15 protein-coding genes are annotated in these 15,757 nt (G+C 55.1%); 10 read left to right on the forward strand and 5 right to left on the reverse strand.

Translation table 11 applies throughout. From position 1 onward, the window contains the following. On the reverse strand, positions 1-158 hold a 158-nt coding region (locus tag CAP48_RS11625), incomplete at its 3' end, for a transposase (protein ID WP_153045688.1). A gap of 165 nt (positions 159-323) precedes the next feature. Here CAP48_RS11625 and CAP48_RS11630 point away from each other — a divergent pair. After that, complete coding sequence (locus CAP48_RS11630) at positions 324-1,280, forward strand: LysR family transcriptional regulator (protein WP_161495243.1); 957 nt, start codon at positions 324-326, stop codon at positions 1,278-1,280. Between the two features lie 14 nt (positions 1,281-1,294). On the opposite strand, the gene CAP48_RS11635 is transcribed toward CAP48_RS11630, so the two are convergent. Both CAP48_RS11635 and CAP48_RS11640 read right to left on the reverse strand, forming a co-directional pair. After that, entirely contained in the window at positions 1,295-2,524 is a 1,230-nt protein-coding gene (locus tag CAP48_RS11635) for an NADH:flavin oxidoreductase/NADH oxidase (protein WP_100696894.1), read from the reverse strand. Further along, entirely contained in the window at positions 2,521-3,510 is a 990-nt protein-coding gene (locus CAP48_RS11640; RefSeq protein ID WP_100696896.1) for a tripartite tricarboxylate transporter substrate binding protein, read from the reverse strand. The genes CAP48_RS11635 and CAP48_RS11640 overlap by 4 nt, the downstream gene beginning before the upstream one ends. A 148-nt stretch (positions 3,511-3,658) precedes the next feature. Here CAP48_RS11640 and CAP48_RS20465 point away from each other — a divergent pair, with 148 nt between their 5' ends. The 5 genes from CAP48_RS20465 (at position 3,659) to CAP48_RS11660 (ending at position 10,717) form a co-directional block, all read left to right on the forward strand. Continuing rightward, positions 3,659-3,784, forward strand: coding sequence for a hypothetical protein (locus CAP48_RS20465; protein ID WP_369806352.1), 126 nt, complete (start codon positions 3,659-3,661; stop codon positions 3,782-3,784). A gap of 396 nt (positions 3,785-4,180) precedes the next feature. Then, the gene (locus tag CAP48_RS11645) at positions 4,181-5,356 is read left to right on the forward strand and encodes an efflux RND transporter periplasmic adaptor subunit (RefSeq protein WP_242444467.1); all 1,176 of its coding nucleotides are present in this window, start codon (positions 4,181-4,183) and stop codon (positions 5,354-5,356) included. 9 nt (positions 5,357-5,365) lie between these two features. Further along, complete coding sequence (locus tag CAP48_RS11650; protein ID WP_100696898.1) at positions 5,366-8,545, forward strand: efflux RND transporter permease subunit; 3,180 nt, start codon at positions 5,366-5,368, stop codon at positions 8,543-8,545. Between the two features lie 2 nt (positions 8,546-8,547). Further along, positions 8,548-10,035 (forward strand): efflux transporter outer membrane subunit, encoded by a 1,488-nt coding sequence (locus CAP48_RS11655; protein ID WP_192871327.1) that lies wholly within the window; start codon positions 8,548-8,550, stop codon positions 10,033-10,035. A gap of 256 nt (positions 10,036-10,291) precedes the next feature. Beyond that, entirely contained in the window at positions 10,292-10,717 is a 426-nt protein-coding gene (locus tag CAP48_RS11660; protein ID WP_100696902.1) for an organic hydroperoxide resistance protein, read from the forward strand. Between the two features lie 47 nt (positions 10,718-10,764). Here CAP48_RS11660 and CAP48_RS11665 read toward each other — a convergent pair whose 3' ends face one another. Further along, positions 10,765-11,532, reverse strand: coding sequence for a M23 family metallopeptidase (locus tag CAP48_RS11665; RefSeq protein ID WP_100696904.1), 768 nt, complete (start codon positions 11,530-11,532; stop codon positions 10,765-10,767). A 163-nt stretch (positions 11,533-11,695) separates the two neighbouring features. Here CAP48_RS11665 and CAP48_RS11670 point away from each other — a divergent pair, with 163 nt between their 5' ends. The 3 genes from CAP48_RS11670 to CAP48_RS11680 are packed head-to-tail and all read left to right on the forward strand — an operon-like array spanning position 11,696 to position 13,505. Further along, a complete protein-coding gene (locus tag CAP48_RS11670; RefSeq protein ID WP_100696906.1) occupies positions 11,696-12,085 on the forward strand; it encodes a hypothetical protein in 390 nt (129 codons plus the stop codon). After that, positions 12,082-12,453: a hypothetical protein gene (locus CAP48_RS11675; RefSeq protein WP_100696908.1), complete on the forward strand. Its 372-nt coding sequence runs from the start codon at positions 12,082-12,084 to the stop codon at positions 12,451-12,453. The genes CAP48_RS11670 and CAP48_RS11675 overlap by 4 nt, the downstream gene beginning before the upstream one ends. A 50-nt stretch (positions 12,454-12,503) precedes the next feature. Beyond that, positions 12,504-13,505 (forward strand): tripartite tricarboxylate transporter substrate binding protein, encoded by a 1,002-nt coding sequence (locus CAP48_RS11680; protein ID WP_100696910.1) that lies wholly within the window; start codon positions 12,504-12,506, stop codon positions 13,503-13,505. Positions 13,506-13,508: 3 nt separating this feature from the next. Here the strand turns inward: CAP48_RS11680 and CAP48_RS11685 are convergent, their stop codons facing one another. Beyond that, the gene (locus CAP48_RS11685) at positions 13,509-14,288 is read right to left on the reverse strand and encodes an SDR family oxidoreductase (protein ID WP_100696912.1); all 780 of its coding nucleotides are present in this window, start codon (positions 14,286-14,288) and stop codon (positions 13,509-13,511) included. Positions 14,289-14,413: 125 nt separating this feature from the next. Here CAP48_RS11685 and CAP48_RS11690 point away from each other — a divergent pair, with 125 nt between their 5' ends. Further along, positions 14,414-15,727: an anti-sigma factor domain-containing protein gene (locus CAP48_RS11690; protein ID WP_100696914.1), complete on the forward strand. Its 1,314-nt coding sequence runs from the start codon at positions 14,414-14,416 to the stop codon at positions 15,725-15,727. The last annotated feature ends 30 nt before the right edge of the window (positions 15,728-15,757 follow it).

Raw genomic sequence — 15,757 nt, forward strand, 5'->3', positions numbered from 1 at the left:
TTTACGTCGGAGAGCTCCATGCCGCCATATTTGGCTCGCCATTTATAAAATGTGGAGTTACCTACATGATGCTTGCGGCACAGCTCTTTAATCGGTATCCCAGCTTCCGCTTCTTTCAACATCGCCACAATTTGGCTTTCTGTCATCCGTTTGCTCATCGTAAAAATCCTTTTTTCTTAGTGTAAGAAAAATTCTACGCTTCAGCTGTATTATTTTAGGGGATAGTTACAATTCGTTAATCTTAACAAATGAAAAATAAAGATTGATTAATGGATGTCATGAATATATATTAGGACATGACTACATTTCCGGAGTGCTCCGTAATGAACCAGAGAGTTACACTTCGACGTCTGCGAAACGTCACTCTTCGTCATTTGCGTAGTTTTGTCGCTGTTGCGGAAACGGGCTCCTTTACCCGTGCGGCAGAAAGTTTATATTTGACACAATCGACCCTTACCACCACTGTCCAACAGCTTGAAGACGAGGTCGGTGTAAAGCTGTTTGATCGAACTACACGAAGCGTCACGCCTACTCCTGCTGCGGCACGTTTTCGAGAGCAGGCAGAACGATTGCTTGGAGACTTTGACACCATGCTGGGCGACCTCCAGTCGCTGGCGGAAAGTAATGAAGGACATCTGCGAATCGCGGCATCTCCGTCGGTGGTGGCTTGGCTCCTTATTCCATCATTACCGCAATTCAGAGCCGCCTATCCCAATGTCACACTATCGATCCGCGATGCTGGTTCAGCCGAAATAGAGCGCCGTGTCCGCGAGGGTGAGGTTGAGTTCGGAATATGCAGCCAACTGTCGAACTTTTCCGAACTGGAATATACCTTGCTTCTAAAGGACCGATATGGAGTTGTCTGTAGCGCGAATCATCCCTTAGCCATGCTTAAGGAACCATTGCATTGGTCAGATATTTCTGAATATCAGGATGATTGGGTAGGTTTGGCATCCGATACCCGGGTCGGTGGCATGCATCGCGAAACGATGGAGCGGTTTGGACTGACATCGTGCTCTGAGGAAGTGTCAAGCTCTACTTCACTGTTTTCGATGCTCAGTCTGGGGAACCGTTTTTCTGTTGTCCCATCCCTTACCCGGTACAGTCATCAGCTTGACTCGTTCATCTTCAGAGAGCTCGACAACCCGCCTATTGAGCGCGAATTGTGCCTGGTCACGCGAAAATTGCGCTCAATATCCCCGAGCGCCGAGCGCTTATTGGAAGCACTCCTGGAAACGCTTCGCGCCCGCGACGTGCCACAAGGAACGGTCTTTGTTTAGAATTGAAAGCATCTTTATATATTCACATTCTTGTTCGATACATCAGGGGAAATCTCCCTGATTTGTTCCCGCCTTTTCAACCACCACGCATAGCCATTAGGTAACAGATCCAAATAGTCCGATACGCCTAACGCTTGTGCCGCCCGCACCGGCCAATTTGGATCCACCAACATTTCTCGGGCTAGAGCGATCAGGTCAGCGTTTCCTTGCTGCAGAATTTCTTCAGCATGGAATGGATCTGTAATCAGCCCCACCGCGCAACTTTGCACACCGGCTTCGCGTCGTACCCGGGCAGCATACGGAACCTGATATCCGGGGGTGCGAGGTACCACAGCCATATTTAAAGGCCCATTGATTCCACCCGAAGAGCAAGTTACTACGTCAATTCCCCGCTCACGCAAACAAGCAGATAGTATGACTGTATCGTCCAGACTCCAGGCGCCGCCATCGCCGTCTACTGCCGACACTCGAAAGAAAACCGGCTTATCTTGCGGCCACACGGCTCGTATAGTTTCTGAAATGTCGAGCGCTAAACGCATTCGGCGATGAATATCACCACCCCAGGCGTCAGTCCGGATATTCGCTAACGGCGAAAGGAACTGATGAATCAGGTAGCCGTGTGCACCATGAATTTCACAGATATCAAACCCGGCGTCCAGTGCTCGTAATGCCGCAGTACGCCACGTCTGCACTATCTGTTCAATTTGTCTTGCGTCCAGTGATTCGGGGACGAGTGCGCCGGGTTTGGCAGCAATCGCGCTTGCTGAAATGCCTCGCCACGGTGGCATCCCATTTTTCGCATCCTCTTCGGTAAGAGGCTGGAAGTTTGTCCACGGCGGCCCACAAGACGCCTTCCGGCCTGCATGGCCCAACTGGATAGCGGGAATTGCACCTGAAGCACGGATAAAATCGGTAATGCGTCGATAGGCAAGCACGTGCTCATCGGTATAAATACCGGCACAGCCATATGTCTTCCTGCCTCTAGCCTCCACGGCAGTTTCCTCACAGAAAACGATGCCCGCACCCCCAGTCGCAAACTTACCCAAGTGCACGAGGTGCCAGTCGGACGGCATTCCATCCACCGAGGCGTACTGACACATTGGCGAGACGACCACCCTATTTCGACTTGTCAGCTCTCGAAGCTTAATCGGCGAAAAAAGTAAAGAATGGTTTTGTTCTTGGGTCTGTGAAGGTAGTGACTCAGCTGCGGCAGGCGGAATTATAGAAAAATTTGATGATTTCATTTTAGGCTAATGTTCCTTTCGCTGATCACTTTGCCCCACTTATCATATTCGGCTTTCGCATATGCGGCGTATTCCGACGGTTTTCCTCCTGTGAGCTCAAATCCATAAGTGCTTAAGCGCTTCACGACAACGGGGTCTTTCAACGCTGCTGCCAATGCAGAATAGAGCTTCGCAACAATTTGATCAGGCACTTTAGCGGGTGCAAACAATCCAAAAGATGTCAGCGACTCAAACCCAGGCACACCCGTCTCAGCAATAGTCGGGACGTCGGGTAGGGAAGGCGTTCGCGTACCACCGCTGGTACCCAGAGCTCGAATCGCACCACTTCGAATCAATGGCTCGGCAATGCTAATATCGACAAACGCCGCTTGTGTATCCTTGGCCAGCAGACCCTGCATCGCAGGTGCGCCACCGCGATATGGCACATGCAACATCTCGGTGCCGGACATTTCCAGAAACATTTCCATCGCTAAATGACTAGACCCCCCGTGCCCCGCCGACGCGAAAGGCAGCTTTCCCGGATTTTTCTTTAAATATGCGATGAATTCCTCTACAGTGCGTGCTGGAACAGATGGATGCACACATAATATCTGTGGGTTGACCCCAATCATGCCTAAAGGCCTAAAATCGCTATTTAGATCAAAGGGCAGGTCTTTGTAATAATGGGGCGCCATCGCGAAGGTGCTGTTAGTGCCTAGAAGAATGGTGTAGCCATCGGGTGTTGCATTTGCTACATTACGATATCCGATGGTACCGGTTGCGCCCGGCCTGTTCTCTACGACCATCGAGACCCCCAAATTCTTCGCCATGCTATCTGCCAGAACACGACCAAGGACATCTGTTGAACCGCCAACCGACCAGGGAATTACCATTGTGATTGGACGCTGTGGATATCCTGATGCTGCGGCACTAAAGCCTGGGGAAAGTATCAGACAAAGAAATAGACTTAGAACTCCAACAAACTTACACAAAGCGGCAATACGCATTTCTGACCCCCTAAAGGTGAATTTAACAATGCCAACCGTATTCGGTACACGTGAAGGAGTGTTTACTATCCGTCAGGGACACCCATTTATACAAATTGAAAATTCTTATCTATTAATGGGCGCGACAAATAACTAGATGGTAGCTGCCATGGACCGCCTGGCTCAGGCCGGGGCCACTGTCGTGACTCATGAAATGGTCATGTTCGAATGGTTGAATGCCTGTCGGCACCCGCGCTTTCGCGAGGTACTGGCGCGAATTAAGAGCGCTAACTAAGAATGCTGATTTTGACGACTGACCGAATGCGCACATGATGACAGCCGTCACTTGCAGCTTGATCCCCCTCTTCGCTTAATATCCGACGGGTGCCTTGCCATAAAAACAATATCTGCCAAAAGCGCAAAAGCCGCGCGCAAATTACGATTTTTACGGGATAAATCGCAATTTGATCCAGTGATACAAAAGTTTCAACTGAAATACTGTGTAAACATGCTACTATTTTCGCGTTTCGCCTGTTCTGTCGGGAACGAGGCCAATGTCGCTCAGACCGCTGCGTGCTGTTCTGCAGCGGTGGCCCGGTACACCTGACACACACCACGGGGACTGTGATCCTCCCATCCCCCGCTCCGTTTTTTTCACGATGCCATGATTAAACCCGTCAGTATGTCAACAATGGATACACAGCGCCGAAATGCCCCGGTCCTGGCGCTGAACTTGCTGATGCTACTTCTGCTTGCCATTATTCTTGTCGGCTGCTCGCGCGATGACGCGGCAAACGCGCCGGCGCCGAAGGCCGAGGGGCCGCCCGAGGTCGGCGTCACAACGCTCACATCACAGCGCATCACCTTTGCGACCGAATTGCCGGGACGCACCGTTGCGCCCGTCATTGCGCAAATCCGTCCGCAAGTCAATGGCATTATTCAGAAGCAATTGTTTAATGAAGGCTCGCAAGTGAAGGCGGGACAGGTGCTCTATCAGCTTGATCCAGCCGTTTACGAAGCGGAGTACGCGGTGGCACGCGCTAACGTCAAAAAGGCGGAGTCCACGTATGCGAATGCGCGTACGATGGCCAGGCGTAATCGTGAACTGGTAAAAATTGATGCGATCAGTGCACAAATAAATGAAACCTCGCAGGCCGAAGCGCAACAGGCGGCGGCCGATCTGGCCGTGGCAAAGGCGCAGGAGCAGCGTGCGAAAATCAATCTTGACTATACCCGGATTGTTTCTCCCATTGACGGGTGGATAGAATTGTCCAATGTGACGCCCGGGGCGCTGGTGACGGCCAACCAGGCAACTGAACTGACGACTGTGCAGCAACTGGATCCGTTGTATGTACATGTCTCGCAATCCTCTGTCGAACTCTTGCAGCTAAAGGCGGATATTGAAGCCGGTCGACTGCAGGCCGCATCGGAAAACGATGCAGTTATCGAGCTCAGACTGGAAAACGGCCAACGCTATCCGCACCCGGGACGGCTCACTTTCAGCGGTGTCACGGTCAATCCCGATACCGGATCCATCACCCTTCGGGCGCAAGTGCCCAATCCGGATCGGGTGTTAATGCCGGGCATGTATGTACGGGCAGTGCTGCAAAACAGTACGGGCGAGCAGTCCATACTGGTTCCCCAGCAGGCAATCACCCGCCGCCCCGATGCCAGCACGGTTGCCCTGGTGGTTGACGCCGACGACACATTGCAGGAACGCGCCGTGGTGGTCGGGCGTGCCATCGGCGACAACTGGCAGGTGCTTGACGGCCTGGCAGCTGGTGAACGTGTCGTCGTCACGGGCTCTTTGCATGTGCGACCCGGTAGTGTGGTGCGGGCAGTTGAAGCTCCCCGTACACCGGGCTAGGAAAGGGCTATGGCACAGTTTTTTATCAGCCGCCCAATTTTTGCATGGGTCCTTTCCATCGTGATCATGCTTGCGGGACTGGCTTCCATCCAGACCTTGCCGCTGGAGCAATATCCCGACATTGCCCCGCCGCGCGTGGCGATTACGGCGACCTATACCGGCGCCTCAGCCAAGACGGTGGAAGATTCTGTCACCCAGGTCATTGAACAGCAATTGAAAGGACTGGACAATTTGCTGTATATGCGCAGCACCAGCAATGCGGCCGGCCGTGCGCGAATTACGCTGACTTTTGATGCGGGCACGAATATTGACGTGGCCCAGATGCAGGTGCAGAACCGCCTGCAGCAGGCCATGTCGCGCCTGCCCCAGCAGGTGCAAAGCCGGGGTGTGACTGTCACCAAAGGGGGTGAAGAGTTCCTGATGGTCGTCTCGCTCTATTCGGATGATGGCAGCGCCTCACCGGTCGATGTGGGCGACTACATTACCAGCAATTTGGTGGACGTCATCAGCCGGATCGACGGCGTGGGCGAAGTGCAGACACTGGGGACCGGCTATGCCATGCGTATCTGGCTGGATCCCAAAAAACTGCTCAGTTATAAGCTGATGCCTTCTGATGTGACTGCGGCGATTGAAAAGCAGAACGTCCAGGTATCTGCAGGCCAGCTCGGCTCGCTGCCTGCAGTCAGCGGCCAGCAGTTAAACGCAACGATCACGGCACGCAGCATGTTGCAGACCGAGGAAGAATTTCGCAATGTTGTCCTGCGCGTCACGCCCGATGGTGCCATTATTCGCATTAGCGATGTCGCCCGGGTGGAACTGGGGGCAGAGAACCTGACAATCCGCTCTGCCCTTGGCGGCCTGCCCGGCGCCGGTATGGGTATTATTACGGCTGACGGCGCCAACGCGGTCGAAGTGGCCGAGCGGGTGCGCGACAAACTGGCCGAGTTGGAACCGTTCTTTCCGAACAATCTGAAAACCTTTATCGGCGTAGACTCGACGCCATTCATCAGCGCTTCCATTGACGAAGTGGTGAAGGTGCTGCTTGAAGCCATGGTATTGGTGGTGCTGGTCATTTACCTGTTCCTGCAGAATTTTCGCGCGACCCTGATTCCTGCCATTGCGGTGCCTGTCGTGTTGCTTGGTGTCTTTGGCGTGCTGTCTATTGCCGGTTTTTCGATCAATACGCTGACGCTTTTTGGGATGGTGCTGGCTATTGGCCTGCTGGTTGATGATGCGATTGTCGTGGTAGAGAATGTCGAACGTGTCATGCACGAGCAGGGACTGTCGCCGCGTGAAGCCACGCGCAAGTCCATGCGTGAGATTACGCCGGCACTTATTGGGATTACACTTGTGCTGTCAGCCGTGTTCATTCCCATGGCATTTTTTGGTGGATCCACCGGCGTTATTTACCGGCAGTTTTCCATTACCATTGTTTCAGCGATGGCGCTGTCGGTCACGGTCGCCCTCACGTTGACCCCTGCCCTTTGCGCCAGTCTGCTCAAGCCGGTGAAAAAAGGCGAACATATCGATCCCGCTGCCGCACGCAAAGGCGTCTTTGGATACCTGGATCGCTTTTTCATTGGTTTTAACCGTCGCTTTGACCGGACCGCAAACCGCTACCAGAATACGGTAGCTGGCGTGGCTAAACGGCCGCGGCGCGGACTGATTGTCTATGCATTAATTGCGATTGTCATGGCATTTCTCTTTTTGCGTCTGCCTACCTCGTTTCTGCCACCAGAAGACCAGGGTGCAGTGCGCTTGCAGGTCACTCTGCCTGCCGGTGCAACCGATGCCCGGCTACAGCCGATCATGCGACAGATTGAACAGTATTTTCTGAAGCAGCCTGATGTGCGAAGCATTACAACCATTACCGGCAGAAGTGGCGACCAGAGTTCAGCCAGATCCTATGTCATGCTCAATGACTGGAGCCTGCGGCCATTACCGGAACAGTCCTCCGCGGCGATCGCCAGAAAGGCGACCCAGGACCTGGCCCATATCCGCGATGCGCGAATTATTGCGACACTGCCACCCATTGTGCGCGGGCTGGGATCAAGTTCGGGCTTTAACTTTTTTCTGCAGGATGTTAACGGACTGGGACACGAGGCCTTGGTGCAGGCCAGTCGCGATGCCTTGCAAATGCTGGGGGAACGCCCGGAATTGATGAACGTGCGGATTGATGCGCCGCAAGACACCGCGGAATTTTCCATTGATATTGACGACGCCAAGGCCGGCGCATTCAGTCTGGATACAAATGCGATTGACAGTACTTTGTCGACCGCGATGGGCGGCACCTACGTCAATGATTTCCTGGATCGGGGCCGTGTCAAACGGGTTTATGTACAGGGCGATACGCCGTTCCGGATGCTGCCCAGCGATATTGACCAATGGAATGTCAGGAACACGCTGGGCCAGATGGTCCCGTTTCCCGCCTTCTCCAGCACCGGCTGGACCTTTGGCTCCCCCGAGCTTAGCCGCTACAACGGCAGCCCCAGCCTGGAATTTCAGGGCGATGCGGCGCCAGGCGTCAGTTCAGGGGCAGCAATGCAGGCGGTCGAAGCCGTAATGCAAAAAATGCCGGCCGGTATTGGATTCGAATGGACCGGTGCGTCTTTGCAGGAGCGGATTTCCGGCGCGCAGGCTCCCCTGCTCTACGCCGTGTCTATTTTGTTTGTCTTTCTGTGTCTGGCCGCGCTCTATGAAAGCTGGTCCGTACCGTTTGCGATTATTCTGGTTGTGCCGCTGGGTATTGTGGGAGCGCTTTTGTTTACGGCCCTGCGCGAGTTGCATAACGATGTGTTCTTTCAGGTCGGCTTGCTCACGACAGTCGGACTTACGTCCAAGAATGCGATCCTGATTGTGGAGTTTGCCAAGCAGTTGCAGGAACGCGGAGAGTCTGTGCTGCAAGCGACGCTGATTGCAGTACGCCAACGCCTTCGTCCTATTTTAATGACCTCGTTGGCTTTTGGCTTTGGCGTGTTGCCGCTGGCCATTGGCACGGGTGCAGGCGCTGGTGGCCGCCACGCCATTGGTACCGCCGTACTGGGCGGGATGATTGTGGGTACAGCGTTAAGCCTGTTTTTCGTGCCGCTGTTCTTTGTGCTGGTGCGCAGTTTCAGGCGCAAAAAGCATCTGCACGGGGATCATTCGGGCCCGCCGGCGACGGATAGCTCGTCTGACAGGACACTATGACAATGATCAAGCAACTGATACGTAGACCTCTGGCGTTGTTTATCCCATTGCTGAGCTTGACGGCGTGTGTGAACCTTGCGCCCGATTACCAGCAGCCACCAGCGCCGGTCGCCGGCAACTGGCCCCAGCCTCCCGCTCAGACGAGCCTATCGATACCGGCGGCGGCTGATCTGGGCTGGGCCACATTCTTTACCGATCCCCGTCTGCGCGATGTCGTTCGGCTTGGTATACAGAACAACCGTGATTTACGTGTCGCAACGCTGAACATTGAACAGGCGCGCGCACAGTATGGCATCGCCAGCGCCGATCGCCTGCCGGCAGTGGGAATCGATGCGAGCGCCAGTCGCAGCCGGACACCGGCCAGTGTGGCCAATTCGGGGGAAACCACCTTGTCGACCCGCTATAACGTGGATCTGGGACTGACTAGCTACGAGATTGATTTTTTCGGCAAAATTCGTAACCTTGAAGCTGCGGCAGTACAACGGTACCTGGCTGCGCAGGAGAGCCGCCGCAGTGCGCAGATCAGTCTGGTCAGTGAAATTGCCGCCGCCTGGCTGCAGCTGGAAGCGACCGGCCAGCAGCTTGAACTGGCGCGCAGTACCCTGCTCAACCAGCAGAAATCGCATGACCTAATTCGCCGCAGTTACGAGCTGGGTGCCCAATCCGGACTCACATTGGCCCAGTCCCAATCCACGGTGGACGCGGCGCGCGTCAAGGTGGCCGAATACGAAACCCAACTGGCGCAGGACATGAACGCCCTTACGCTGCTGGCTGGAGCTCCGGTGCCGGCCACCTTGTTGCCACCGACCGATTTCGCACTGCAGGGTCGGGCCGCAACGCGGCTAGTCTTGCCTCCTGCCGGTCTGCCTTCCAGTGTGTTGCAGCAGCGACCGGATGTGCTGGCCGCCGAGCATGATTTGATCGCGGCTCACGCCGATATCGGGGCAGCAAGAGCGGCTTTTTTCCCCAGTATTTCGCTATTGGGGTCTGCAGGCACAGCCAGCAGTAGTCTGTCCGGACTGTTCAGTGGCGGGACGCTCGCCTGGAGCGTGGCACCGGCACTGCGCTTGCCTATTTTCGACGGCGGTGCCAATCGCGCGAGTCTGGATATGACAAAGGCGCAAAAAGATATTCTGCTTGCCACCTATGAAAAGACGATTCAGACGGCTTTCCGGGAAGTGGCCGATGCGCTTGCGGTACGCGCCGGCATTGCCACGCGTCTGCAGTCGCAGCAATCACTGGTCGCATCCACATACCGCAGTTTTGAACTGTCAAACGCGCTTTTCAGGCGCGGCGGAGGCACGGGGTTCCTGGAAGTGCTGGACGCGCAGCGGGCATACTATACCGCTCAGCAGGACATGATCACGCTGCGGTTGGTCGAGCAGATGAACCGCCTTGCCCTGTTCAAAACGCTGGGTGGTGGCTGGCAAGCGGACACGCCGGCAGCCTCCGCCACGCCAGCACCATCGGCAACACCAGCATCGCAGTGACTTAAGTCCGTTCGATGCAGGTGTTTGAGTCGATGGTCTCCAGCTTTTTAGCGCCATTGCGGCACCAGCCAAAGCTCAACCAAGGCAATGCAGGAACAGAGAAACCGCAGCTGAGCACAGTTGCCAGGCCAGCGACGTCAGGGACCACAATGGATATCCGTCATCCTCACATGGGCAAAGCGCCATTTGAGCGGGCCCGAATGTTATAAACGGGGTGTTAGTCCTATTCACGTAGTCTTCTAAACAGGAGTCAAACATGGCGCTTGAAAAAGTACTTTACGTAGCACATGCGACCGCAACCGGCGGTCGCGACGGACGTGCAGTGTCCTCGGACAATGTGTTGGATGTAAAACTGACGACCCCGACTGAGCTGGGGGGTGCCGGCGGCGCCGGGACCAATCCGGAACAACTTTTTGCCGCTGGCTATTCAGCCTGCTTTCTGGGCGCGCTCAAACTGGTCGCCTCGCGTGAAAAAGTCCAGCTGCCAGACGACACCCATATTGACGGCAGCGTGGGAATCGGCCCCATCACTGACGGCTTCGGCATCGAGGTCGACCTCAAAATCTCTGTGCCAGGCGTGGAGCGCGCAGTCGCTGAAGACCTGGTCAACAAAGCGCATAAGGTATGCCCCTATTCAAACGCCACGCGCGGCAATGTGCAAGTGACGCTGACGGTGGTGTAAGTGTCGGTGCCCTGGCCGGCTTGCCGTGTGCGATGGCGGCGCTCCGGTCAGTGACGGATAATGGTCCTGATCCGGCCAGAGCGCATACGCTGGGTGCGGGCGCCTTTTATAGCGGAGGTTTGTTCGATCCGACCGATACCGGCCGCACCCCGACCGGTTAACGGATTGATAGCGTAGTCGTTATAGCGGATCTCATAATGCAAATGCGCACCGGTCACCTGGCCGGTGTCACCCAAATTGCCGATCGTTTCGCCTTTATCGATAACCCGTCCGACCGCCAGGCGTGGCGCAAATTTCTGCAAATGGGCATAGAGCGTAACGTAGCCAGAGCCATGCTCTACGATCACGGTATTGCCATAGCCGCCCTTGACACCGGCAAATATAACTTTGCCGCCCAGCGTTGCCTTTACCTCGCTGCCCATCGGCGCAACCAGATCCACCCCCGCATGAAAGCGAAGTTGCTGATGAACCGGGTGCATGCGCAGACCATAACGGGACGAAACGTAGCTTTTCTCAAGGGGTGATGACAAAAAGCCCATGATTTTCAAGTCGAGCTTCAATGACCCACTACAACCCTTGTCGCTGCACCCTTTTGGCGCAGCCAGATCGTCCGCCAGCCCGCGTATCGTCTTCACATCGGAATCGACGGCAGGGACCTGGACCGATGCGTCCAGATCCTCATCGGATTGGGCATGCGATGGCGGCACATTTATCGTGGCGACAAGGCAGGCAAGCAGCGCCAGATAGCGCCTGACGGCCGGGCTCAGGGCAGCGCTCATGGAGGGAAACGGGTTTGTGAGTACATGAAAGGACATTTTACTTATTTCAGCTCAATTGCATCGCAAATCCGTGTATAGTTTTCGTTTCTACCCGTTTTGCGATTGCACGGCGCTTTCCGCGATATCTGCTGTTGCACGACAACCGCGCCTCGCAGATCGATAACCACGCAGCCCCGGAATACACCGTATTTACAGTCCAATGATCAGATTGACCGTGATCCTTTCCATCCTTATATCGCTGAGCGCCTGCTCGGATCGGCAGGACGACGAACGCCTACGACTGGCGCTGATGTCCGACTGCAGTGTGACGCGTGCAGCCTTATTGCCGGACGCCGAATCCGCCGACCAGCATGCACTGGCCAGCGTGCAAAAGGAATGCCTGGCGGCCTACAGCACCCTGCTGCAGGACACCTCTGCACAAGCACTGCGCGATCAGCAGACCGAGGTGTACGACAGTTTTCAGCGGGCATACCGAATGAAATACTCGCTGCAAGATGTCTTTGACAGTCTGCCGCCGAAGTCCAAAGCGGCATACGAGAAACTGGCGACGACTCTTTTCAGTTTGAAAAAAGAGGAGATCGGCCTGTGAAAGACGTCCGTGATCGCATGCGTCTACTAAAATATCTAATTGCCGCATTGTTCGTGCTCACCGCTATGGCCTATTTGTGGACCAGCATGAAGCGCCCGCATGAAACGGCCGGCGAATATTCGCAGTTTGATAAGGAGCGGGCGGTTATCACCTGCATGACCGCCGCGTATGCGACCCACTATATGGACGATCCGGCCGAAACTGATATGTTCTCGGAGTGTGAAAGCCGTTTTGAAAAGCTCAAGGCGACCCTGCCTTACGCAGAGTATGTCCGCATTCAGCAGACACCGGTGTCTGCCGATGTCGGCCCCGATCAAATGCAGCCTTACGAGATTTTTCTCAAAATCATGACCGGCACGGATCGCTGATTCTGTGCCATAACGTCTGTTAATAATTGTTCCAAAGGATAAGTTTGCAAATGCAAAAAAACAAAAGAAAAACAATGATTGCGCTGGCGCTTGCCGCTGTGACCGCCGGTTCCCTGACCTATGCCATTGCTCCGGCCCACGCCGATGAGAGCAAATGGCCAGAACACCCACTTAAACTGATCGTTCCATTCGGCCCCGGCTCGACTCCCGACCAGATCGCACGCATTATTGCCGGCAGCGCCGAGAAAAAACTGGGGCAGACCATCGTCATAGAAAACAAGGCAGGTGCCGGCGGCAATATCGGCACCAACGCGATCGCCAAGGCCAAGCCCGACGGCTACACCTTCGGGATTTCCATTACCGGTCCGCTGGTAAACAACCCGTTCATTTACGATAATCTGCCCTACGACCCGGAAAAAGATCTCGCGCCACTGACCATGGCAGTCACGCAACCGAATGTGATTGTGGTTACCAAGAAGTCCGGGATCACCACACTGCAGGAACTGATCAGCAAAATACAGGCCGAACCTGACAAACTCAATTTTGCGACCTCGGGCAACGGAACCGGCTCTCATCTGTCGATAGCGCTGATGCTGCAGGCGGTCAACGGCAAGGCGACAGCCGTGCCCTACCCTTCGTCGCCAGCAGCACTCAATTCACTGATTGCGGGCGATACTCAGTTTACGGCACTGGCACCCATTGCTGTTCTTCCACTGGTCAAGGAAGGACGGCTGGTGGCACTGGCGCAGACCAGTGCGCAGCGCAACAGCTCGCTGCCGGATATTCCAACCGTGTCTGAAGCCGGCGCGCCGGGAATTGAAGGGGCAGCCTGGTCCGGTTTTGTTATCTCTTCGCAGGTGCCCATTGCTATCCGCAATACGTTGACCGACGCGCTCTTGAGCGCGCTTAAGGATCCAGAAGTGGGCAAGCGGCTCAATGCCATGTATATGGATCCGATACCGAGCACGCCCGAGGCTTTTCGCGATTATATGAATCAGGAGAAGGCGCGCTGGCAACCATTGATCGAAAAGCTCGAACTCAAAGTCAACTGAGTATCAGAATAGAACCGACAGGCCGCCATCGACAGCGATGACCTGCCCGTTGATATAGGCTGACAGGTCCGACGCCAGGAACACGGCCAGTCCGGCAATTTCGTCGGGCTGACCCCAGCGACCGGTCGGATTGCGTGCGGCCAGTTTTTCGCCTGCTGCCGAACCAGCCATTGCCATATTCGTTTCCGTGGCAAAGGTGCCGGGTGCAATCGCGTTGCTGGTAATCCCGTCTGCCGCAAACTCCACCGCCAGCGCCCGCATCATGCCCGTCAGTCCTTGTTTGGCGACCGGATAAACGGCATCACCGGGACGCGCAACCTGTCCGGCCACCGACGTGATCGTGATGAGTCTGCCCCAGCGCTGCTTTTGCATGAGCGCCGCTGCCTGCTGGGACAAATACATCGCCCCCAGTAAATTGACCTCCAGCATTTGCTGCATCTGCGCGAAATTGAAGGCGCCAAGCGGCTGGCGAATCCGGATACCCATGTTGTTGACGAGTACATCGCAACGACCATGATTTTCGGCCAGGCGCGCCATGCAGCGATCGATATCCTGCACGACCGACATATCGCCGACCAGGCCTTGCACATTTGCGCCCTGCTCGCCCAGGCTTGCGCAAGCCTGTTGCACCGATTGCGATGTGCGACCATTGATGTACACCAGCGCGCCGCTGCGGGCCATAGCACAAGCCATCGCTAGGCCCAGACCTCGTGTAGAGCCACTGATAAATACCACTTTGCCGTGCAGGGCGAAGCCCTCCGAGTATGAACGCTGCTGTTGCATTGAAATTCCTGGGATCTGCTGTTACGAGGGTTTGAATGATAGCCTGACTGATGTCAAGCGTATGCAATAGGCCGGTTTACGGTTAAACTTGAATCTATTTTCACCTAATTGCCTGGAAAAAGTAAATGTTTGCCAGAAACACCCCTTTTAACTACGAGAAAAACTTAAAAGCGTGTGCAAAAGGACAGAAAAGCGCATTACAGACGCTGTTCAAACATGAGGCGCCGCCCATGCTCGCCCTTTCCCTGCGTGTTCTTGGCAACTACCATCTGGCTGAACAGGCGGTCGTATCGGCCTTTGTGCTGATCTGGAACAATGCCGAGGCTTATGATGAAGACATGGGTCCGGCGCGTGGATGGATCTACTCCATCCTGCGTTACCGCATCAACCAGATTTTCAAAGAGCACTATGATGCCATACAGACTGCCAGCAAGAATCAGGATGAATCTGTATTAAATGAAGTCAGCAGTAATCTGCACGCCGACGTGCGCGAAGACTTGCCGGCAACGCCGGCATTTTATCTGCATCTGGAAGAATTGCCCGATGAGCCGCAAAAAGCATTGATCAATATGTATTTCAGTGGCATGTCGCAGGCGCAAACAGCGACCAAAGTGGGCATGCCGCTAGGCCGATTCAAGGAAAATCTGTTTCTCGGGCTGCAGCACCTGGCCAAGCATCTACCTGAGTTTTCGCCGCCCCATCACGCTACGGAAAAAATGGGCGAATACGTTCTGGGAGGCTTGTCCGAGAATGAAGAAAAGCTCGTGTACAAACTGATGAATGACGATGCGGGCGTCTCGCGCATTGCCTTGTTGTGGGAGGCCCAGTTTACGCATTTGCTCAGTCAGTTGCCTGCGCAGGTTGTCGGCAGTCGCGTATGGGAGAAAGTCAAGGCCAAAGCCTTTGCCAAGGCGCCGATCCAGTCTCCTGCGGCTACCGCTACAGACTCTGTCGACGAAGACGGAGGCGAGCTGACGTATGGATCGGGCCTGAAAACCACATTGCGCAAACTTTGGTTCATGCTTCCTTTCTGGCGCAGCCTGGCGCTGCTGCTGGGCATTGCCGCGCTCGCATTCTGGTACGTGGGCACCCCGCCCTCGGATCTGCCCAAGAAGGTTGCAGTGCTTGATTCGTCCATGAGTAGCACGCAAACGGGATGGGTAGTCCGTATCAATGCCGCCGGCGATGCCCTGTTTTCTCCCGTGGTACGTCAGACGGTATCGGACGGGCTGGTATTGCAGGTCTGGAAGCACGCCAACGATAACGATAGCGCGCTTGGCTTGATCCGGGACAGCAAAGCCTTTCGGCTGTCCGCAGAAAAAATCGGCCCGATTCAGGCCGGCGACCAGTTGCTGATCAGTCTTGAGCCCGACGGCGGTTCACGCAATGATCGTCCGTCCGGATCGGTCCTGTACAAGGGGACTGTGGCGGATCTTTAGTCGCTAAAATGATTTACCCGGATTTATCAA

The organism is Advenella sp. S44 (genome assembly GCF_002810445.1).
Taxonomy (GTDB): domain Bacteria; phylum Pseudomonadota; class Gammaproteobacteria; order Burkholderiales; family Burkholderiaceae_B; genus Advenella.